Below are 22,828 nucleotides of genomic sequence, written 5' to 3'. Positions count from 1 at the left end.
TCAGACAACCAGACTGAGCAGCGCGGCGACCACGAAACCGACCACCGAGAGGATGGTCTCCAACACCGTCCACGACTGCAGCGTCTCCTTGACCGACAGCCCGAAGTACCGCGAGACGATCCAGAACCCGCCGTCGTTGACGTGCGAGGCGATGATCGAACCGGCCGCGATGGACATGACCACCAACGCCAGCTGCGGCTGCGAGTAGTTCAGGTCCGCCAGCACCGGTGCCACGATGCCCGCGGTCGTCACGATCGCGACCGTCGCGGAACCCTGCGCGATCCGGATCACGCAGCTGATCACGTACGCCAGCGCGATCACCGGCAGGCCGATGCCCGAAAGCTCGCCCGCCAGCGTCTTGCCGATGCCCGTCGCGGCCAGCACGGCCCCGAAGAAGCCGCCGGCACCGACCACGAGCAGGATCATCGCGACCGGCTTCAGCGAGGCGCCGGACAGCTCCGCGATCTTCTCCCTGGTCATGCCGCGCCGGAAACCCAGCAGCCAGAACGCGAGCAGCACGGAGATCGTCAGGGCCACCGCGGGTGTGCCGAAGAACGTCGCGATCGAGTACGGGCGTGAGCCCTTCTGCAGCAGGATCGAGCCGAACGTGCCGGCGAGGATCAGGACCAGTGGCAGACCGATGATCGAGAGCACCAGGCCCAGCGACGGCGGCTCGCGGTCACCGTTCTCCGTGCGCGCTGCCTCGGCCGCGACCAGCATCTCCTCCGGCACCGGCACGTTGATGCGCTTGCCGATCCAGTACGAGTACAGGACACCGCCGACGAACCACGACGGGATCGCCACCGCGAGACCCATGATGATGATCCAGCCGAGCGACACCTTGAGCAGACCGGCCGCCGCCACCGGTCCCGGGTGAGGCGGCATGAACGCGTGCATGACGGAAAGGCCTGCCAGCAACGGCATGCTGAACAGCACGATCGACTTGCCGGACCGCTTGGCCGCCACGTAGACCAGCGGCGCCAGCACGAAGATGCCGATGTCGAAGAAGACCGGCACGCCGAAGATCAGGCCCGCGAGGCCGATCGCGACCGGCGCCTTCTTCTCGCCGAACGCCTGCATCAGCTTGTCCATCAGCACCTGCGCGCCGCCGGACGCTTCCAGGATCGCGCCCAGCAAGGTGCCCAGACCGATGATCGCGGCGATGTGGCCGAGGATCGAGCCGAAGCCCTTCTCCAGCAACGAGTCCGAGGCCTTCTGCGCCGACCCGACCAGGGTTTCCGTCGGCACGCCCGCCGCCAGCGCGACCAGCAGCGCGACCACGATCAGCGCGATGAACGGCTCGACCTTGAACTTGATGATGAGGAGCAGCAGCACCGCGATGCTGACTACCGCGAGGGTCAGCAGACCCGGTGTTGAGTGTTGCAACCAGTCGATCACGGGCGGCTCCTGAGTGAATGGCCTGGCAATGCGCCGGTGGCGGTTCCGTCGTCGATCACCGGCACCCCGTTGCAGAACACGTACGGGATGCCGGCGGCCTGCTGCCGAGGCTGGTCGAACGTCGCCGTGTCGGCGATCGTCGAGGCGTCGAACAGCACCAGGTCGGCCGCGTAGCCCTCGCGGACCAGACCCCGGTCGGTGAGCCGCAAACGCTTGGCGGCGCGGCCGGTGAGGTGCTCGACGCACTCCTCCAGGCTCAGCACGCCCAGTTCACGGACGTAGCGCGCGAAGTAGCGGGGGAACGTGCCCCACGCGCGCGGGTGCGGCCGGTCGCCGACGAGCAGGCCGTCGCTGCCGCCCGTGTGCGCCGGATGCTTCATGATCGCCTGCACGTTCTCCTCGTGGCCCACGTGCATGAGGCACGAGGTGCCCAGGCGTTCGTCGACCAGCACGTCGAAGTACAGGTCGGCGGGCGAGCGTCCGAGCCGCAAAGCCGACGCGTGGACGCTGGCGCCGACCAGGTGCGCGTTGCGGTCGTTGCGGACGCCGTTGATCTCGATGGAGTCCCAGTCGACCGGCACGCCGTGGCAGCCGTCCGACCCGGTCTCCTCGATCTCGACCCGGATCTCCTCGCGAACGTCCACATCGGACAACCGTGCCAGCGCCTTCTCCGGTCCGCCTTCCGTGGCCCACGAAGGAAGCAGCGCGGACAGGTAGGTCGCGCCCGGCAGGTACGGGTAGGTGTCCAGCGAGATGTCCGCACCTGACGCGATCGCGTCGTCCAGCAACGCCAGCAGCTCGGGTGCGCGTCCCTTGTTCACCGGGAAGTTCATCGTGGCGTGCGCGAGGTGCAGCGGACAGCCGGATCTCTTCGACACGTCCACCATCTCGGCGTACGCCTCCAACGCGCCCGCGCCGTAGCTGCGGTGGTGCGGGCTGTAGAAGCCGCCGAAGTTCCCGACGACCTCGCACAGCTGCACCAGTTCGGACGTGTCCGCGTACATGCCCGGCGTGTACGTCAGGCCGGACGACATGCCGAACGCGCCCTGCACAAGTGCCTGCGCCAGCTGGTCTTTCATGACCGCGATCTCGGCGTCGGTCGCCGGCCGGTCGTCCCAGCCGACGACGAGCATCCTCAGGGTTCCTTGCGGCACAAGATAAGCCGCGTTCACCGCGATGCCCTGGTCGAGCCGGTCGAGGTACTCGCCGACCGAGCGCCAGTTCCAGTCGAAGCCGGGCGGGTCGTCGTTCCACCCGGCGAGCTGGCCCCGCAGTGTCGCGAGCACCTCGTCGTTGACCGGCGCGTACGACAACCCGTCCTGGCCCAGGACCTCGGTCGTGACGCCCTGCGAGACCTTCGCCAGGTGGTCGGGCTCGGCGAGGATCCGCAGGTCGGAGTGCGAGTGCATGTCGATGAACCCCGGCGCGAGCACCAGCCCGTCCGCGTCGATCGACCGCGTGCCCGTGAGCCTGGAACCATCACTTTGGGTCCCGATCTGCGAGATGACGCCGTTCTTCACACCCACGTCCGCCCGGTAGGCAGGCGATCCCGTGCCGTCAGCGATCAGTGGTCCGCGCAGAACGACGTCGTCCATCGGTGCACTCCTAGAAGTAGGTGCGAATCAGGTCGACCACGGTCGTGCCCTCGACGACCGGGATGAGCTGCCACTTGTCGAACACCGTGCAGGGGTGGGACAGACCGAGTCCCACCCAGTCGCCGACCCGGACCGTGGACTCGGGCCCGAGCGACAGGAACGCGTGCTGGTCGTTCAACGCCGTGACGCGGGCCTGCGCCAGCGGGGCGATCGCACCGTCACGGCGGCGCACCAGCTGCGGTTCCGGCAGGCCCTCGTCGAACGACGCGTCGCGCTTGCCGATCGTCAGCAACGCCAGGTCGCGCTGCGGTCGTGAGGTCACCTGGGCCCAAGCACGCAACGCACTCCGGAACGGCTCCACGCCCTCGATCCGGGAGAACGGCGAGATCCCGCGGTAGAAGCCGTCGTCGTGCGTGATGTACGCCCCGCTGCGCAGCACCGGGTTCACCGGCACCGGCCACGGCTGCCCGAGCGTCGCCGCGACCTGGTCGAAGTACGCGCTGCCGCCGGCCGTGACGATCACCTCGTCCAGCTCGTCGAGCATGCCCGCGTCGGCCATGCGCAGCACCAACGTCCGCAGGTCGCTCAAATACCTGTCCACAATGGACTGCGACGACTCGGACGCGTCGTGCGCCAGCGCGCCCTCGTAGCCGCTGACCCCGGCCAGTCGCAGCACCGGGCTCTGGTCCACGGCTCGCGCCACTGCCAGCGCCGTCTCCAGGTCACGTGCGCCCGTACGTCCGCCGGGCGCGCCCAGCTCGACCAGCACGTCGACGGGCCGGGACGGCTGGAGTTCCTGCAGCGTCTCGCTCATCAGCGCGACACCGGCCTCGGAGTCGGCCCAGCAGCTGAACTCGAAGCGCGAGTCGTGGTCCAGTTCCGCGACCAGCCAGCGCAGCGCGGCCGGGTCGAGCAGCTGGTTGGCCAGCAGGATCCGGCTGACCCCGAACGCCCGGTAGACGCGCAGCTGCGACGCGTTGGCCGCGGTCAGGCCCCAGACGCCGTGCTCGACCTGCCGCTGGAACAGCTGCGGCGCCATCGTTGTCTTGCCGTGCGGCGCCAGCTTGACGCCGTGGTTGTCACACCACTTCGCCATCGTCGTCAGGTTGTGCGTCAACGCGTCCGCGTCCAGCACGACGAGCGGTCCGACGAACTCGTCGGCGAACAGGTCCAGCCGCCGGTCGGCGACCTCGCCGATGGTCGAACCGAACGTGGTCGACGGCAGGCCCTTGAACCGCCAGCTGACCCGTTCCGCCCTGATGTCCGCGACGGCCGAGAGGTCCATCTCCATCAGTTGTTGCATATTTTGCAACTCCCATTGCGCGATGTGATGCTGAGTTGTGTAGCATTCGGTCTCGCCGCCGTCAACGAACACCTCTGGAGCGCGCATGCGGTTCGATCACGTCGGCGGTGTCGTGTGTCTCGGCGAGACCATGGTGATGATGGTTCCGGCTGAACCCGGTCCCGTGCATCTGGTGCGCACCTGGCACCGGGCCGTCGGTGGTGCTGAGTCCAACGTCGCCATCCACCTCACGCGCCTGGGCGTGCGGTCGTCGTGGGTCAGCGCGGTCGGCGACGACTCGTTCGGGCTCGCAGTGCTGGACACGGTGAGCGGCTTCGGCGTGGACGTGTCACGGGTGCGGGTCGACCCGGCCCGCCCGACCGGCCTGTACGTCAAGGAGGCCTCGCCGCACGGCAGCCCGGTGCGCTACTACCGGCGCGGTTCGGCGGCGTCCGGCATGGGCCTGGAGATGATCGACCGGCTCGGCCTCGGCGAGGTGAAGCTGGTGCACCTCAGCGGGATCACGCCCGCGCTGTCCGACTCGTGCCTGGCGATGATGCGCGAGCTGCTGCGCCGGCCACGGCACGGGTTCAAGATCTCGTTCGACCTGAACTGGCGGCCCGCGCTGTGGGCCGATCGCGATCCGCGCGTCCTGCGGGAGCTGGCCGACATGGCCGACGTGGTGCTCGCTGGTTCGGACGAGGCGGAACTGGTGTGGGGGACGGGTGATCCTCATCGCCTGAGGGCGTTGCTGCCGGGGCCCGCAGCTCTGGTGATCAAGCAGGGCGCGGACGGCGCGACCCTGCTGGAAGGCGGTTCGTCGTACTTCGAACCGGCGCTGAAGGTCCAGGTCGTGGAGCCGGTCGGCGCCGGTGACGCGTTCGCGGCAGGATTCCTGGCGGCGACGCTGGCGGGGGAGACTCCGTCGGTGCGGCTGCGCGCCGGGCACCTGCAGGCGGCCTCCGCTTTGCTCACCGCCGAGGACGTCGGAGATCCTTTGCCGGACGACGTGACCGCGCCGCTGCTGCACGCCGACCCGCAAACCTGGGCGTCCGCCCGCCTGGAGGTCAAATGAGCCAGAGCCTCGACCGCGCGCTCACGCTGGTGAGCCAGCTCGCGACAGGCCCGAAGACGCTGGACGAGCTGTCCGGCGTGATCGGCGTCCACAAGTCGACGACGCTCCGGCTGCTGCGCACGCTGGAGTCGCACCGCTTCGTGCAGCGCGACGGCGTGCACCACTACCGGCTGGGCACGGCGTTGTTCGACCTCGCCAACCGCGCGCTGGAGGAACGTGACGTCCGGCGTGCGGCCGAACCGGCGTTGCGCGACCTCAACGCCCGCCTGGGGCACACCGTTCACCTCGCGTCCTATGAGGACGGTGAGGTGATCTACATCGACAAGTACGAGTCACGGCACCAGATGCGCATGTACTCGCGCATCGGCCGTCGCGCGCCGTTGCACTGCACGGCCGTGGCGAAGATCCTGCTGGCCGACCTGCCCGCGCCGGCGTTGCAGAAGGTGCTGGCGACCATGGAGTTCCCGCGGCTGACGGCGAACACCATCATCGGCCCGACCGCGTACATGGCCGAGCTGGAACGGGTGCGCGCCAACGGGTACGCCGTCGACAACGCCGAGCACGAGGACTTCATCCACTGCATCGGCGCCCCGATCAAGGGGTCGCGGGGTGAGGTGCTCGCGGCTGTGTCGATGTCCGTGCCGAAGGTGCTGCTCGACTTCGACGGGTTGCTGGCCCACCTGCCTGACCTGCTCGCCACCGCAGAAGCCGCGTCCATCGAGTGCGGTTACGTTCCCAGATAGGGATCTCACACAGTTAAGGGGAAATCCGTTGTCCAAGGTTGAGATCAAGACCGCCGACGCGCCGCAGCCGGTGGCGAAGTTCTCGCAGGGTGTGCGCAAGGGCAACATCCTGCAGGTGGCGGGCCAGGTCGCGTTCGACCCCAAGTCGGGCGAGATCGTCGGCACCACCGTCGCCGAGCAGACGCGGCAGACGTTCGCGAACCTGCACGCGGTGCTCGCGGCCGGTGGCGCGTCCATCGACGACGTGGTGATGATCCGCGTGTACCTCACCGACACCGCGCACTTCGCGGAGCTGAACGAGGTCTACGGCGAGTTCGTGACGGAGCCCGCGCCCGCGCGCACGACCGTCTACGTCGGACTGCCGGCCGGCCTGCTGGTCGAGATCGACGCGCTGGCCGTCGTCGACTGATCGGACCGTTTCGGGGTTTCGGCGCGACGGTTGTAATCAACCGGTGCTTTGCTGGGGGCGTGCCTTCCGTTCGGGGGCACGCCCTTTGCCGTTTGGAGGGGTCAGCGTTGATCTCCGAGAAGGCCAATGTCGGCATGCAGGCCGCGTTGCACGCGATCCGGCCGGGCGAGCCCGCGTTGCCGGCGGACCTGGTCGTCGGATCGGACCGCGACTTCCGCGGCGACGACCTGGCCGAGCTGCTGGGCCTGTCGATGGTTTACGCGCGGGCGGGTCTGCGCGCCGCCGGTCGCCCCGTCACGGCGTTGTTCTCCATCTCCGAACCGCGTGACGCCGTGGTCCCGGTGACGACGAGCGTGACGTTCGGGGTCGTGGACTTCGCGGACAACAATCAGCCGCAGATGTTGTTGAGCACCGGACCCGTCGAGTTCCTGTACGCCTGTGACGACGAGCAGTGGCGCGTCATGGCGGACACCGCGGACGCGTTGGAGGACACGGGACTTTCCCGGGACGTGGCGGTGGCCTGGGTCAACGAGTTCTGGGGCGACAGGAACCGGCGCTTCTCCCTGCTGTACGGCGGGTGGATCGGGCACCAGGACGGCGCCGGGTGGGCGCGGGCGATCCTCGACCGGCCCGAGGTGATCACCGACGGCTGAGGGGTCACGTGGCAGCCCCTGCCACGGCACCGGGCAATGAGACAGGCACCCCAGAACATGAGGGTGCCTGTTTCATTTGGTGCCTGTGACAGAGCGCACCGACACAGGGCGATTTCGGTGAACCGCACTTGCCAACCACCGCCCCGATGTGGATCCTCTACCCAGGCTGGTTGATGGAAGTCGTCATCCGTCAATCTGAGTTTATGATCTGGGGGAGTGTTTCGCATGGGCACATACAGGCGAAGAGCGCTGGGCGCACTGGTGGCGGTGGCGGTGGCGGCGGTCGTCCCGATCGGCGCCACGCACACGGCGGTAGCTGCGGAAACGCTGCGCTGCAACTCGTCGGTGACGATGTTCGGGTCGATGGCTGACGGGTCGTTCCGCAAGTACCAGCACGACGAGCCCGAGAACGGTGGCCGGATGCGTCCGGGGTTCGCGGGCATCGGGGGCGGCTGGGACCTGCTCTGGTTCGCGGGCGTCAACGGGCACGTCTACCAGGTGCTCTCCAACGGCAACCTGCACCGCTTCCGCTGGAACGACCAGACCCAGACGTGGGACCGCTTCGGGCCAGGTGGTGAGCTCTGGTCGGAGAAGATCGGCGAGGGCTGGGACTCGACCCTCACTCAGAACAAGGTCACGGTCGACAACAACGGCGACTTCTACAAGCTGGCGTCCAACGGTGACATCACCTGGGAGCGCTACGCCGACGGCAAGTGGGAGAAGCGGATCCTCGAGACCGGCGCGGCGAACCGCTACGACCTGATCGTGGCGGCCGGCGACGGCGTGTTCTACGTCCGCGACCCGCACCAGAACTCCGGCCAGCTGTTCCGCTACGTGTACGACGCCGACTCGCAGCGCTGGATGGAGCAGAAGCGCTGGGTCAACGACGGCCACGGTGCCAACGCGCTCAAGCAGATGTTCTCGGCCGGCGCCGACGTCCTGTACGGCTCGGAGACCAACCACGGCAACCCCGAGGACGGCTACGTCTGGTGGTACCGGTTCGACAAGGAGACCGGCTACCTCAAGCCGCGAGTGCTCGTCGACACCGGTGTTCCCGCCGGTATGAGGTGGGCGGCCACCACGAACTCGTGCGAGATCCTCGGCGCCACGCAGCCGCAGGCGCCGATCGTGCCCGCGCGTTACGACGCGCCGAACACGTTGCTGCAGGGCACCGACCGCAAGGTCACCCACTTCTACGTCAACGTCCAAGGTGGACTGACGGCGGCGAAGCAGGTGTACGTCGACAACACGGTGCTGCTGAACTACCAGACCTTCGACGGCCACCACAAGCACACCGGCCAGCCGGGTGCGGTGCGGCGGCAGGACGGCCGGTTCGAGGTCGTGACGAACAGCTCCGAGGACGGCGAGTACCGCGGAAACCTGCAGGTCGATCCCAACGGCACGTGGCAGAAGACCGCACCGCGCTACGGCGGCCTGATCCTCAGCGACCCGGTGATCGTCAACGACGCGAACAACGTCGCCTCGATGTTCGCGGTCGACGGTGGTGGCGCCCTGTGGCGGCGAACAGGTGCACGCGCCAACGACGGCTTCCTGCCGTGGGTGAAGCTCGGCGGCTCCTCGTTCACCAGCGACTTCACGGTGGTGCGCCGGGGCGCGGACTTCCTGGTCGTCGGCCAGGGCAAGGAGAACAACCTCATCGTCGCCAAGGTGACTGACACGCTCGGCCCCGAGCAGATCGTCGGCGGCGGGATCGTCGGCCGGCCTGCAGCCGTGGTGCATCAGAACGGTGACCTGCAGGTCGTTTACAAGACCACCCTCGGGTTCCTCCAGACCAAGCGTGGTCAGGGCGACTCGCTGGCGGGGGCGCCCATCAAGGGCCTCGGTGCTCCTCCCCAGTCGAAGGGTTCGCCAGCGGCAGTGCTGCGCGGCGGTGGAATCCTGGAGGTCGCCGTGCGTGGCGAGGACGACCTCGTCTACATCAGCGGCCAGACGGCACCGGCGAGCGACACGTTCCGTCCGTGGACTGTTCCGCCGGCCATCGGCACGGTCGAGTCGGCCACGGAGCCGGCGGGTCTGGTGCTGGAGGACGGCATCCCGGTGTTCAGCTTCCGCACTCCGCAGGGCGAGATCGCTTCGGTGTTCGGTTACACCGGGCCGCCTGCCGGGCAGGCGCAGGCACGTACGTCGGCGAGCACGTCGTCCGCTCCGGCCTACACCGGCGGCGTCGCGAAGCGTTGATCTGAGGGGCCTTCCGCCACACCCGGCGGAAGGCCCCTGTTTCACCACAACCACTTCCTGGGGGGAACCGTCATGCCCGACGGGCGTGTTCGGCGTGCTCGAATGCCGTTTCCACGGTCAAGACGAGGACGCATCGCAGCGATAACGGCACTTGTCGTGCTGATGTTCGGCGGTGCCACGGCGCCGACGTTGATCCAGTTGTTGCCGCAGTGGTTGTCCGCTGAGGCGCTCGATCCGAGTCAGCTCGCACCCGACCAGCGGTGGGACAGCGCCGAGGGTCAGTCGCAGGGCCACGTCGAGGGCGAGTCGGTCAACCGCGAGGCCGCGAAGTCGGAGCTGGCGAAGTACCCGCAGCCGAACTTCCCCGAAGGGCCGAAGCCTCCGCCCAACGAGGCCAAGGAGGTCGACCCGCCGAACAACTTCAAGGGCTACGACCCCAAGGCCAGCAAGGAGGACGAGTCCAAGCGGAGCGAGAACACCCGCACGTTCCGCAACCCCGACGGCACGCTGACGACTCAGATCACTCAGTCGCCGACGAACTACCGCAAGCCCGACGGCACCTGGGCGCCGATCGACACGAACGTCGTCCGCGACGGCGACGGCTTCCGCAACGCCGCGGACTCGGTCGACACCCGGTTCGGTGCCAAGGCTTCCGAGTCGCCGTTCGTGTCGATGAAGATCGGCGGCGGCGAGTTCGCGTTCGGCCTCGCGGGAACGGCGGCCGCGCAGGCCCAGGCCGACGGCAGCGCCGTCGTCTACCGCGGCGTGGCCCCGCACACCGACCTGCGGATCGACGTGACTCCTGGCGGTGTCAAGGAGACATTCGTGCTGGCGTCGAAGGACGCGGCGACGAGCTGGCTGTTCCCGCTGCGGCTCAAGGGCTTGCAGGCGAAGATCGACGGCAACCAGGTCGTGCTCGCCGACGGTGCCGGCAAGGTCCAGGCCACGATCCCCGCCGGGCACATGATCGACGCCGCGGGTGCGGTGTCCAACGAGATCAAGTACGAGCTCGTGCAGCACAACGGCGGCCAAGCGTTGAAGATGTCGGCCGACGCGGGCTGGATCCGGGACGGGGCGCGGAGGTTCCCCGTCGACGTCGACCCGTCCGTGCACGGCAAGACCTCGCAGCAGGCGATCTCGACCAACGGCTCGTCCGTGATGAACGGGACCGAGCTGCTGTCGGGGCAGGGCTACACGACCTACCTGAAGTACGACCTCAGCGGTATCGCCAACCACAAGGTCTACAACGCGCAGCTGTACCTGACGAACTTCGACGCACCGAGCTGCCAGGCGCAGCCGATCAGCGTGCACGAGGTCAACCAGGGCTGGGACAACAACACGAGGGCCGTGCTGCCGACGGGGCCCTCTCTCGCCGGTGCATCGTTCGCCTACGGCTACGTGGTGTTCGGGCAGTCGCAGTCGGCCTGCCCGACCCGGCCGGAGGCGATCGACCTCGGTGACAACGGCCGGGATCTGGTGCAGCGCTGGGTGAAGGGCCAGACCGTGAACAACGGCCTGGCCGTCAAGGCGGTCAGCGGCTGGAAGAAGTTCGTCGGCCAGGGTGCCGCGGCCAACAAGCCCGCCCTGTACGTGACGCACACGCCGTACGACGCGGGGTACCGGATCGAGCGCGGCGTGCCGCAGCCGCCGGTGCACCGCGAGAGCGACAAGGACGACCCCCAGAACCCGAACGCGGCCAAGCCGACGGTGCGCATCGCGGTGACCAACCGCAGCAGCTTCGTGTGGGGCAAGAACGACTACAAGCTGGGCTACCGCGCGTTCCAGTCGAACGGTCAGCTCAAGCACTCCCGCGGCGACTCGGCCGCGTTGCCGCGCGACGTGCAGCCGGGCGAGACGGTCACGTTGGACGCCAGGGTGTTCAAGATGGAGCCGGGCGACTACCTGCTCGACTTCAGCATGATGCACGGCAACACCTTCTTCACCGACGAGCAGGTTCCGCCTGCCCGGTTGTCGATGACGGTGTTCGAGATACCTCCGATCGTGCGGGCGCAGTACCCGCCGGCCGGCCACAACGCGCCGGTGCTGACGCCGCAGCTGTGGGCGGACGCGGTCGACGTGGACGCGCCGCCGAACACGACGATCGACTACGAGTTCGAGATCTGCCAGCGCAACGACCAGACCGGCGCGATCGACGTCGACTGTCGAAAGTCGCCGAAGTCGAAGTCGCGCACCTGGACCGTCCCGAAGGGATGGTTGAAGTGGAGCAAGACCTACTACTGGCGGGCCTTCGCGATCGACCCGTCCGGTGCGCGCAGCGAGAAGCTGGAGTTCAGCGCGCTGCTGACGTCGGTGCCGCAGCCGGACATCACCTCGCACCTGGGCGGTGCGCCGTACAGCGCCGGTGATCTGGACTTCGACCCGCAGATCGGCAACTACACGACGGGCGCGGTCGACGCGTCGGTCGTCGTCAGCGGGCCGGAACTCTCGGTCTCACGCACCTACAACAGCCTGGATCCGCGCAAGGACGGGCTGTTCGGCGCGGGCTGGTCGACGCGCTACGACATGCGCGTCGTGCCCGACGGCGACGGCACGGGCAACGTCGTCGTCACCTACCCGGACGGCCAGGCGGTGCGGTTCGGCAAGAACGAGGAGAACGGCACGTTCTCGCCACCTCCCGGCCGGTTCGCGACGTTCTACCAGGACACGGTCAACCCGGAACGGCCGTACGTGCTGGTCGACAAGTCCAACACCGTCTACAAGTTCCGTGAGTTCGACGGCCGGATCATCTCGATCCACGACAACGCCGGTCGCAACGTCGAGCTGGAGTACGGCCCGGACAGCAAGATCAAGCGGGCGGTCAGCCACTCCAGCGGCGGACGGGCGCTGAACTTCAAGTGGACGGGCGCGCACGTCACCGAGGTGACGACCGACGTGCCGGCCGCTGGTGGCACCGCGATCAAGTGGAGCTACGAGTACACCGACGTCGACAAGCTGACGAAGGTCTGCGACCCGAACAACAAGTGCACCCAGTACAACTACGAGGTCGGGTCGCACTACCGGTCCATGGTGATGGACTCGAAGCCCGACTCGTACTGGCGGCTGGGCGAGCGCAGCGGTGAGCAGCAGGCCGTCAGCCAGGTCGCGACCAACCTCCAGAAGGACTGGGGCGGCCACCACGACACCACGCTGGGTGTGAACGGCCCGCTGGCGGACAACCCGGACAAGGCGGCGTCGTTCAACGGCACCAGCTCCCACGTCCGGCTGCCGGACGGCGCGATCAAGAAGAGCCGTGACCTGTCCATCGAGATGTGGTTCAAGACCACGTCGGGCGGCCCGCTGATCGGGTTCCAGAGCAAGCCGTTCGACCAGACGCCCGAGAGCGCCGTTCCCGTGCTGTACGTGGACAAGGACGGCAAGCTGCGCGGCCAGTTCTGGCACGGGCGGTTCGCGCCGATCACGTCGACCGGCACCGTCAACGACGGCCAGTGGCACCACGTCGTGCTGACGGGTTCGCTGGCCACGCAAACGCTTTACCTGGACGGCAACAAGGTCGGCAGCACCGAGGGCGAGATCGACGACAGCCGCCTGAACAGCGGCCAGATCGGTGCGGCGCGCGTCGTCGGCATCAACGACTGGACGCCGTTCGGCTGGTGGCCGGGCGAGTCGCAGAAGGTCTTCGCCGGCGAGATCGACGAGGTCGCGCTCTACCAGCACGCGCTGGGTGAACCGACGATCGACGGCCACTACGAGGCACGCAAGTCCGCCGACCAGCTCACGTCGGTGAAGATGCCGTCGGGCCGGGAAGCGGCGAAGGTGTCGTACGACGCGGTGAACGACCGGATCCGCGAGTACACCGACGAGAACGGCGGTCTCTGGAAGCTCGGCCTGCCGCAGGTCTCCGGCACCGAGACGAAGGACGCGGCCGGCCGCTCGGTGAAGAACCTGGTGCGGTCCATCGAGGTGACCGACCCCGGTTCGCGGTCGCACTTCTTCGACTACGACCCGATCAAGGGCCGGATCATCAGGTTCGGCGCGCCGCTGGGCATCGGTGTCCGGCACGAAGACCGCTCCGATCCGTCGGTCGTGCCGACGACTCCGACCTCGGCACCACCGTGCTCCGGTGCACCGCCGACGAACCCGGACGGTTCGCCCGGGTACTGCGGTGGTGTCGGCTCCGGTGAGCCGAACTGGTCCGGCGGTCCCGCGCAGGGCATCGGCGTGCGGAGCTACGACTACGACGAGAGCGGCTTCCAGCACCGGATCGTCGACGAGAACGGGCACGCCGTCGAGCTGAACCACGACGAGCGCGGCAACGTGGTGTCGCGCAAGACGTGCCGCCAGCCGGGCGCGTGCAACGACATCGAGTACTTCACCTACTACAAGCCCGCTCCCGGTGGTGTGAACGACACCGACCCGCGCGTCGACAAGCAGCTCACCGCGCGGGACGCACGTTCGTCGGGTCCGGCGGACGACAGATACCTGACGAAGTCGGAGTACAACAGTCGCGGCGACCTGGTCAAGCAGACCATGCCGGACGGCTCGTTCGTGGAGCACGCATACGTCGAGTCCAAGATCGTGGCTGTGCCGCGTCCTGGACAGACGGGGTCGGTGGGCGACGAGCCGCGTGGCCTGCTGAAGTCCACGAAGGACGCACGTGGCAAGGTGACCACGTACCGGTACCACGACAACGGCGACCTCTACGAACGGCGCGAGCCGACCGGCCTGATCACCAGGTACGCCTACGACAACCTGGGTCGCAAGATCAGCGAGAAGGAGATCTCGGACACCTTCCCGAACGGTCTGGAGACGAAGTTCGTCCACGACGGCCTGAACCGGCCGGTCGAGGTGACCGACGCCGGAGTGACGAACGCCGTCGACGGCAAGGTGCACACCAAGCACACCAGGACGACGTTCACGGTCGACGGTCAGCCGGAGAAGGTCGAGATCTCCGACCGCACAGGTCAGGACGCCACTCGCACGATCTCCTACACCTACGACGATCGCGGTCGTCAGGACTCGGTGACCGACGCCGAGGGCAACAAGACCTCCTACACGTTCGACAACTTCGGTAACCGGACGTCCGTTGTGGACGCTCTCGGTACGAAGATCGAGTACGCGTACACGGCGCGCAACAAGGTAGCCGAGATCCGGATGCGCGGCTGGCACGGCAAGCCCGTGTCCGGTGGCGTCAAGCAGGGTGACGAGCCCGAGGACGACGGCCGGTTGCTGGTGCTGGAGGCCAACACCTACGACCTCGGCGGGAGGCTGGTCCGCAGCGTCGACTCGATGGGCAGGCGCACGGTCTACAAGTACGCGCCGAACAGCCTGGTGACCGAGGTCGCCGCGGAGATCCCGGTGCCGAACGGTGCCCCTCGCCGTGTGCTGCTGGAGAAGAACGAGTACGACGCGGCGGGCAACGTCACGCGCAAGACCAGCGCCGGGAACAAGGTGACGGACTACGTCATCGACGCGGCCGGCCGGGTCGAGCAGGTCGTCGCCGATCCCGGCGGCCTGGCACGCAGGATCGACTACCGCTACGACGAGAACGGCAACGTCAAACAGATCGTCAAGAGCGGCAAGGGTTCTCAGACCGGCCCTGTCAACGCCGACTCGGCGCAGACGATCGACTACACCTACGACGACGCCGGCAACATGGTCGCCGAGGCCGTTCAGCGAGGCCACGCGCCGATCAGGACGACCCGCACGTACGACCAGCGCGGCCTGAAGATCAGCGAGACAGATCCGCGCGGCAACACCACGGAGTTCCGCTACGACGAGGCGGAGCGCCAGGTCCGGGTGATCCAGCCGCAGACCGCCGTGGAGACCGCGTCGGCGTCGGGTGACACCAGCGTCGTCGAGCGTCGCCCGGAAAGCCTGGTCGGCTTCAACACGTTCGGCGAGCAGATCCAGTCGAAGGACGAGAACGGGAACGTCGTCTCGAGCTCCTACGACAAGGTCGGCCGTCTCGTTCGCACGGAGACGCCGGAGTACCGGGCGCCGGGTTCGGCCACGTCCGTTCGCGGTGTGGTGGAACGGAAGTACGACGCGGTCGGCAACGCCGTCGAGGTCGTCGACCCGCGCGGCGCCGTCACGCGTTACCGGTACGACCAGCAGGGCCGGATGGTCGAGCGTCAGGACCCGAAGGCCGACGCACCGACCGAGGTCGGCGGCGTGTGGAAGTACACCTACACGCACAAGGGCGAACAGCTGTCGGTGACCGACCCGACGGGCGCGCGCGTCGAGTCGACGTACGACGAGCTCGGCCGCAGGGTCACGGAGTCGGTGCTGGAGCGCAAGCCGGTTCCCGCCGCGTTCACGAGCACGTTCGAGTACTTCGACGGCGGTGAGCTGAAGAAGATCACCTCGCCGGCCCCTGCCAACGACGTCACGACGTTCACCTACGACGCTCTGGGCCAGCGGATCACCGCGACGGACCCGGCGAACGTCAAGACGCAGTACGGCTACGACGGCGCCGGCCGCCAGGTGTGGCAACGCGATGCCCTGGGCAGGACCAGCTTCCTGACCTACGACTCGCCGGGCCGGATGACGGGCCAGTTCAACCTGGACGCCAACGGCACCACGCTGCGCAACACCAGGTACACGCACGACGACGCGGGCAACGTCCTGACCGCGACCGATGCGATGAAGCGCACCGCCACCTACACGTACGACGCGCTGAACCGCACCGTCTCGCAGGTCGAGCCGGTGTCCGACACCGAGAAGATCACCACGTCGTCCGGTTACGACGCCGCCGGCCAGCGGACCCGCTACACCGACGGCCGCGGCAACAAGTTCATCACCACGTACAACTCGTGGTCGCTGCCCGAGTCGGTGATCGAGCCGTCGACCTCCGCGCATCCCGGGTTGGCCGACCGGACGTGGACGTCGGTGTACGACGTCGGCGGCAACGCGGTCAAGGCGACCGCGCCGGGCAACGTGGTGCGTGAGCGCACGTACGACTTCCTGAACCGCGTGACCCGTGAGACGGGCACCGGCGCGGAGTCGGCGACCTCGACGCGCGAGCAGACGTACGACCTCGCGGGTCGCGTCAAGGAGATGGACGCTCCCGGCGGCCGGAACATCTACGACTACAACGACCGCAACGGTCTGCTGTCGGCTTCCGGACCTTCCGGTACTTCGTCCTTCGAGTACGACGAGCAGGGTCGACTTCGAACGCGCACGGATGCGGCGGGCACCGCGCGCTTCACGTACGACAAGGGTCGTCTGCACACCATGACCGACGGGGTCACCGGTGTGGGCCAGGTCGTGTCGTACAACGAAGCGGGCCAGCTGAAGACCATCCAGTACGGGTCCGTGCGCTCTCGTGAGATCGACTACGACGTGCTCGGACGGCAGAAGTCGGACGTGCTGAAGTCGTCTTCAGGTGCGGTCGAGTCGTCGGCGACGTACGAGTACAACCACAACGACGCGCTGATCAAGAAGGTGACCGCTGGTCTCGCCGGTTCCGGTGAGAACACCTACACCTACGACTACGCCAACCGCTTGAAGTCGTGGACTTTCGGCGGGACGACGACTGAGTACTCGTGGGACGCTTCCGGCAACCGCACGAAGAACGGTGCCAAGACCGCTGCTTTCGACGAGCGGAACCGTCTGCTCTCTGACGGCGACTACACCTACAAGTACACGCCGCGCGGTGGCATGGCGTCGCGTACGTCGTCGGGCATGGAGGAGAAGTTCTCCTTCGACGCCTTCGACCGCCTGATCGAGGTCGGCAAGACGCGTTACGCCTACGACGGTGCGGACCGAGTGGTCTCCCGCGGCTCTCGTGCGTTCTCGTACGCGGGCTTCGAGATCGACTCGGTCTCGGACGGCAACGCCTTGTACGGCCGTGGTGTGTCGGGTGAGCTGCTGTCCATCTCGGAGGGTGGTGTCAAGCGGTTCGCGTTGTCCGACAAGCACGGCGACGTGGTGGGCGGCTTCGATCCCACTGCTACCTCAGGTGTGGCGGACTCGGCCTCGTTCGACCCGTTCGGTGTTCCGACTGCTTCTTCTGGTGCCAAGCGTTCTGTCGGCTACCAGGGCGACTGGACGGACCCGGACACCAAGCAGGTCAACATGGGGGCCCGCTGGTACCAGCCTGGGACTGGTGCCTTCGCCTCCCGCGACACCGTGTCCGCCTCGTCGGGCCCGTCGGTGCTGTTCAACCGCTACACCTATGGCGCCGGCCGTCCTCTGGACATGATCGACCCGGACGGCCACTGGCCGAACTGGGGCAACGTCTGGAACGGCGTGAAGAAGGCGGCCTCCGTCGCCGTCGAGGTCGTCAAGGAGGTCTCGGGCTACAACGACGTCGCGAACTTCATCCGGGAACCGAGCTGGGGCAACGCGTTCTGGGCCGCCTCGAACTTCATTCCCGGCGGCAAGCTGCTGAAGGGCGCGAAGTACCTCTACAAGTACGCGGACGACGCGATTGGCGGCATCCGCAAGTATGGCGACGATGTCGCCGGTGGGGTGCGTCGGTACGGCGATGATGTTGCGGGCGGTGCTCGCCGGTACGGCGACGATCTGGCCAAGGTCGGTTCGCGCGTAACCGATTTCGCCAAGACCGCCTTGAAGGAAGCCGCGCAACTGGCTGCCAAGAAGGCTGCGGCTGAGGCTGCTGCTCGTGCGGCCCGGATCGCTGCCATGGCGGCGATCACCAAGCGGGCCAAGGCTGCGATCGCCTACGCGGCCAAGAACAACCCGTTGCCGGTGTTGAAGGCTGCTTTGACGCCGAAGATCGCTATGAAGGATCTGGTGTCGTCGTCGGCGAACCTGCCGGCGAGGAAGGTGGCGGCGTCCGCGGACAACGTGCAGGACGTCAACCGGACGATGGACGCCATCAAGGCGACGATCGTCAAGCCTGGGACGTCGGTCATTCAGGCGGTGGCGGAGGAAGCGGTCTCGGACTTCGCCAACAGCCAGGTGCCGATGCTGGGCGACGCGCTGTCGTTGTTCGGGGCTTCGAAGAAGCGGGGCAACGGAGCGGCGAAGGATGCTGGCCGTTCGTCGCGGACGAGCATCTCCTGTGAGTCCAACAGCTTCGACGGCTCGACCACGGTGTTGATGGCGGACGGATCCCGGAAGCCGATCAAGGACGTCAAGCCCGGTGACCGGGTGATCGCCACTGATCCGAAGACCGGTGAGACCTCGGTCAGGGTGGTCACCGACCAGCGGGTGCACGAGTCGGAGCGGGAGCTCTACGAGATCTCGGTGCTGACGTCGAAGGGGATCGGCAAGCTCACTGCGACGGATGAGCACCCGTTCTGGGTTTCCTCGCTGCAGGAGTGGAAGCACGCCGAGGACCTCGAGCCCGGGTACCGGTTCACCACGGCGGACAACCGTCCGGCGATGGTGCTGGGGACTCGGTCCTTCTCGAAGGTCCAGCTGGTCTACAACCTCACGGTCGACGGGATCCACACGTACTACGTGGGTGCCGCGGGTCGTTGGCAGGCCGCTGCAGCCGATGTGCTGGTCCACAACTGCGAGAGCGGTGTCGATGCCAACGGTGATGCGTGCATGTGTGCAAATGGCCCGCGCGCATTCTCCACGGCGTTCGAGATGGTGCTGGACCCAAGCGTGTTCGGAAAGTCACGAGACGTCCACTTCAACCGTGCCAACACAGCGCTGGACGATGCGCTCCAGGCTGATCCGGCGTTCAAGACGATGATGGAGCAGCTCATCCCCGGTGTGGCAGCCGCCGTGGCGCGGAAGGGCGGTCGCAAGACACCTGACGGTTGGACATGGCAACACGAACCGACGAGCAATACCGGTGGTGTTCCTGGCGTGATGCGACTGGTTCCCTTTGACCAGCACAAACCTGGTTCGGTGTGGCAGAGTCTGCTTCATCCGGGTGGAGCGGGCGGTTATGCGGAGTGGGCCATCCCCGCAGGCGCGCCGAAGAACTACAGGAAGAAGCGGAAGTAGATGTCATTCACAGTCACCTACCGGGACGGGCGGATGTTCGACGGTGACATCGCCCGCATCGGCGATCTCCTCGAGCAGCTTGACGGCCCTCTCGATGACGAGTATCCGAACGTGTCTGTGCGCGACGACGACACCGAGTGGGTTGTCTCCGCTTTCCAAACAGGACTTTTGGTGTTTGAAAACGTGGAGGAAGAGGATGGTGAGCCGCGACATATGGAGAACGTGACGCGGCCGGAGATGCTTCGTGTGATGGAAATGCTCGCGCGCGGAGAGCTCAACGAGATCGAGCTGCTCGACTGGCGGCCCGGCTACGGTCCGTAGCGCTGCCGTCCTGAGTTGTTGGTGTGCTTACAGAATGGGCGTGCCGAACGCCCCTCCGCCGGAGGGGCGTTCGCAACCTCGATCGTAGTAGTGCATCTCCGCTGAGCCCTTTCCATTCTGTTTCTGCTGGTGGTGGCTAGTTGTGGCCGGTGAAGTCGACGCAAGGCGGGGTCCGGGACGGTCACGATCGGGAGGCGCCGGTTCTGAGGCGTTCAGGACCTTGATGGTCGCGCTTTCACGACTGCTGCGAGGCAGGTCGGGTGAAGTTGAGGTGATCTGACAACGTTGTCATCCGCACTTTTCTGCAACCAACTTGACGTGATCACAGTGTGAGAGCGTTTCCATGCTTTCGCGGTGCGCCGACGTTGCGAAGTACCGCCGCGACGGCACCTCCACGCTGCGCCAACTGGCCACAACAGGATGGAAAAGGCTCGCTCTTTTTGATAGTCGGGTCGGCGACACCGCGTATCGCGCTGGCAGAACCGAACAATCCGTGGCAGATGAAGAACCCGATGGTGCTGTAGGACGGTGGGCGGTGAATGAGGCGCAGGTTGCCCGGTCCGGGTTGAACCCGGCTGTGGAACCGGTGATAGCCACGCTGGCGGCGGCCGGGGAGAGCTAACGCGGTGTGAAACCATCCGCGCATGAAGTGGTACGCGGACAGACCTGTCAGGTTCACGCGTCAGCTGATCGCCGACCTGCTCGCCGTGGGCTGGGTGGCGCTCTGGATCTGGGTGGCCACGACCGTCCACGACTGGGTGCTGGAGCTCAGAGCCCCGGGAGACGGCCTGGTCAACGCGGGCGGCAGCATCCGTGATGTCTTCAACAACGCCGCTGACAAGGCTCGCGGCGTGCCGTTGGTGGGCGACGACCTCGCCGGGGCGCTCGGCAACGGCACCAAAGCCGGTGAAACCCTGACCAGTGCCGGCAACGCGCAGATCAGCGTGGTCCAGGACAGCGCCTTCTGGCTGGCGGTGGCGTTGATCGTGCTGCCGGTCCTCTTCCTGCTGATCACGTGGTTGCCCTTGAGGCTGCGGTACGCGCGGAAGGCGGGCAGCACCGCGAAGCTCAGGGACAAGCCGGACCTGCTGGCGTTGAGAGCGCTTACCAGCCTGTCCCCGAGGGAACTGGGCAAGTTCGAGAACGACCCCGCCGTGGCCTGGCGCATGGGCGACACGGACGTCATCGAGCAACTGGCGAGCAGGCAGCTCGCGGCGCTGGGGGTGCGAGCATGATCGCCTTGTCGGTGATCGCCGCCGTCGTGGCGATGGTCGCGGTCGCCATCTCGCTGTGGCAGGCACGTGAAGCGAAGAACGCCCAGCAAGCCGCCGTCCGGGCTCAGGAGGAGGCGCAGGCCGCGCGCCGGGCCGTCGAGCAGGCCACCACCAGCGCGTTGCAGGCGAAGAGCGTGACCGAGGAGGCCCGCAAGGCCGCCCGGGAGGCGCAGGAGGCGGCCGCGGCGTCCCGGATGCTGGCGGATGAGGCGCAGGTCACGGCCGCGCAGGCCGCGGCGTTGGTCAACGAGCTCGCGGAGAGCATCGCGGCTGAGCGCAGCAGGCGGGGCATGCCGACGTTCGCGATCACGCCGGGGGCGCCGGACGAGTTCTACCTCAGCTACTTCGGCGGGCCGCCCGTCATCGAGCAGCTCACGGTGTCGGTCGTGCCGGGGTCTCGCGTCCTCGGGCTCCAGCGCGACGACGACGAGCCGCCGGCCGAGCACCTCGACCTCGGGCCGCTGCCCAACGGCGCCGCCGTGACGTTCCGCGCGGCCACCGGGCAGCGTGCCTCGGCGGTCTTCGCGATCAAGGCCGAGCCGTGGGAGCCGATCGTCGTGCGGGCGGACCAGTAGGTGGCTGCCCGCCGGGACAGAAGTGCACGCGGGGAGCTTTCGTACTCTCTGGGCGCACGCGGAGGCCCCGCGTGCGCCTGAAGGAGAGGAAACGCGGAACCCCGCGTGACTTTGGAGCGGCGGTCGTGCGGGCGGGTCAGTAGACGGGGCCGGTGAACTTCTCGCCGGGGCCCTGACCGGGCTCGTCGGGCACGACTGAGGCCTCGCGGAACGCGCGCTGCACCGACTGCAGACCGTCTTTCAGCGGGGCGGCGTGTGGCCCGAGGTACTCGCCCGACGCGGTGATCAGGCCGGCCAGGGCGGTGATCAGGCGGCGGGCCTCGTCGAGGTCGCGGCGCGGGGAGTTGTCGGGGTCCGGGTCCGCGAGCCCGAGGCGTTCCGCGGCGGCGGACAGCAGCATCACGGCCGCCCGGCTGATCACCTCGATGCTGGGGACGTCCCCGAGGTCACGGATGCTGTCTTCTAGAGGCTCGGTCACCCCGACATTCAAGCAAGCGGAGGTCACACGGCCTCGATTCGGGTGTTGACAACCGCGTCTGCTAGTATTTCGGACGCGACCAGCTCTCGTTGATGCGAGAGCGGCAAGTGGAGCCCCGCTCCCACCCGCGTTCACCGCTTCTTGAGGTGGCCGGGTCCGGTCCTCCTGAACCGCCAGGACACAGGGTGTCCCAGGTTACAGGTTTGCGATCGGTCGGAAGCGGGCCCTGTCGTCTTTGACGACGGGGCTCTTGTTTTTGGCGCAAACGAGTCGCAAAGGACGTGAATGACAAGTCCCTCGAACCGAGGTGCTCCCGCGAGCACCGAGCCGCGCATCAACGACCGCATCCGCGTGCCCGAGGTCCGTCTGGTCGGACCGAACGGCGAGCAGGTCGGGATCGTTCGCATCGAGGACGCACTCCGACTCGCGCAGGAAGCGGATCTGGACCTCGTCGAGGTCGCCGCGCAGGCTCGACCTCCGGTCTGCAAGCTCATGGACTACGGCAAGTTCAAGTACGAGACCGCTCAGAAGGCTCGTGAATCTCGCCGGAACCAGCAGCTGACCGTCATCAAGGAGCAGAAGCTCCGGCCGAAGATCGACCCGCACGACTACCAGACGAAGAAGGGCCACGTGGCCCGCTTCCTCTCGCACGGGAACAAGGTCAAGGTGACCATCATGTTCCGCGGTCGCGAGCAGTCGCGCCCCGAGCTCGGTTACCGGTTGCTGCAGAAGCTGGCGGAGGACGTCGCGGAGCTGGGCTTCGTCGAGTCCAACCCGAAGCAGGACGGCCGCAACATGATCATGGTGTTGGCGCCGCACAAGAACATCAAGGCGCGTCCGGTCAAGCAGGACCAGGACGGCGAGGTCGACACCGACGCCGCCGCCGAGCCCGCCGAATAGGACGCATGGCCGCCCCCGACCCGGTGGGTAGCACGAGA

At 67.4% G+C, this 22,828-nt stretch carries 14 protein-coding genes; 10 read left to right on the top strand and 4 right to left on the bottom strand.

Annotation, left to right across the window (positions count from 1 at the left end):
- The 3 genes from LFM09_RS14745 to LFM09_RS14735 are packed head-to-tail and all read right to left on the bottom strand — an operon-like array spanning position 1 to position 4,284.
- The gene (locus tag LFM09_RS14745) at positions 1 to 1,398 is read right to left on the bottom strand and encodes a GntP family permease (protein ID WP_414096990.1); all 1,398 of its coding nucleotides are present in this window, start codon (positions 1,396 to 1,398) and stop codon (positions 1 to 3) included.
- Positions 1,395 to 2,993 (bottom strand): N-acyl-D-amino-acid deacylase family protein, encoded by a 1,599-nt coding sequence (locus LFM09_RS14740; RefSeq protein ID WP_414096989.1) that lies wholly within the window; start codon positions 2,991 to 2,993, stop codon positions 1,395 to 1,397. Before LFM09_RS14740 ends, LFM09_RS14745 begins: the two co-directional genes overlap by 4 nt.
- 10 nt (positions 2,994 to 3,003) lie before the next feature.
- The gene (locus LFM09_RS14735) at positions 3,004 to 4,284 is read right to left on the bottom strand and encodes an amino acid deaminase (RefSeq protein ID WP_414096988.1); all 1,281 of its coding nucleotides are present in this window, start codon (positions 4,282 to 4,284) and stop codon (positions 3,004 to 3,006) included.
- A 97-nt stretch (positions 4,285 to 4,381) separates the two neighbouring features.
- Between LFM09_RS14735 and LFM09_RS14730 the strand changes: the two genes are divergently transcribed.
- The 9 genes from LFM09_RS14730 (at position 4,382) to LFM09_RS14690 (ending at position 21,412) form a co-directional block, all read left to right on the top strand.
- Entirely contained in the window at positions 4,382 to 5,350 is a 969-nt protein-coding gene (locus LFM09_RS14730; RefSeq protein WP_414096987.1) for a sugar kinase, read from the top strand.
- Positions 5,347 to 6,093, top strand: coding sequence for an IclR family transcriptional regulator (locus LFM09_RS14725; protein ID WP_414096986.1), 747 nt, complete (start codon positions 5,347 to 5,349; stop codon positions 6,091 to 6,093). Before LFM09_RS14730 ends, LFM09_RS14725 begins: the two co-directional genes overlap by 4 nt.
- Positions 6,094 to 6,121: 28 nt before the next feature.
- The gene (locus LFM09_RS14720; RefSeq protein WP_414096985.1) at positions 6,122 to 6,502 is read left to right on the top strand and encodes a RidA family protein; all 381 of its coding nucleotides are present in this window, start codon (positions 6,122 to 6,124) and stop codon (positions 6,500 to 6,502) included.
- 107 nt (positions 6,503 to 6,609) lie between these two features.
- Entirely contained in the window at positions 6,610 to 7,155 is a 546-nt protein-coding gene (locus tag LFM09_RS14715) for a hypothetical protein (RefSeq protein ID WP_414096984.1), read from the top strand.
- A gap of 225 nt (positions 7,156 to 7,380) precedes the next feature.
- Complete coding sequence (locus tag LFM09_RS14710; protein ID WP_414096983.1) at positions 7,381 to 9,354, top strand: tachylectin-related carbohydrate-binding protein; 1,974 nt, start codon at positions 7,381 to 7,383, stop codon at positions 9,352 to 9,354.
- 162 nt (positions 9,355 to 9,516) lie between these two features.
- Positions 9,517 to 19,242, top strand: a complete 9,726-nt coding sequence (locus LFM09_RS14705) for a LamG-like jellyroll fold domain-containing protein (RefSeq protein ID WP_414097221.1) — start codon at positions 9,517 to 9,519, stop codon at positions 19,240 to 19,242.
- On the top strand, positions 19,243 to 19,563 hold the full coding sequence (locus tag LFM09_RS14700) for a hypothetical protein (RefSeq protein ID WP_414096982.1): 321 nt from the start codon (positions 19,243 to 19,245) through the stop codon (positions 19,561 to 19,563). It begins immediately after the preceding gene.
- 644 nt (positions 19,564 to 20,207) lie between these two features.
- Entirely contained in the window at positions 20,208 to 20,798 is a 591-nt protein-coding gene (locus LFM09_RS14695) for a hypothetical protein (protein ID WP_414096981.1), read from the top strand.
- On the top strand, positions 20,795 to 21,412 hold the full coding sequence (locus LFM09_RS14690; protein WP_414096980.1) for a hypothetical protein: 618 nt from the start codon (positions 20,795 to 20,797) through the stop codon (positions 21,410 to 21,412). Before LFM09_RS14695 ends, LFM09_RS14690 begins: the two co-directional genes overlap by 4 nt.
- 136 nt (positions 21,413 to 21,548) lie before the next feature.
- On the opposite strand, the gene LFM09_RS14685 is transcribed toward LFM09_RS14690, so the two are convergent.
- Entirely contained in the window at positions 21,549 to 21,890 is a 342-nt protein-coding gene (locus LFM09_RS14685; protein WP_414096979.1) for a DUF1844 domain-containing protein, read from the bottom strand.
- A 285-nt stretch (positions 21,891 to 22,175) separates the two neighbouring features.
- Here LFM09_RS14685 and infC point away from each other — a divergent pair, with 285 nt between their 5' ends.
- Entirely contained in the window at positions 22,176 to 22,790 is a 615-nt protein-coding gene (gene infC / locus LFM09_RS14680; protein ID WP_414096978.1) for a translation initiation factor IF-3, read from the top strand.
- Positions 22,791 to 22,828 lie beyond the last annotated feature (38 nt).

This window comes from Lentzea alba (assembly GCF_047445655.1).
GTDB classification, from domain to species: Bacteria; Actinomycetota; Actinomycetes; order Mycobacteriales; family Pseudonocardiaceae; genus Lentzea; species Lentzea alba_A.
The sequence above is the reverse complement of the archived record's forward strand: the minus strand, read 5'-3'. Positions and strand labels throughout refer to the sequence as shown.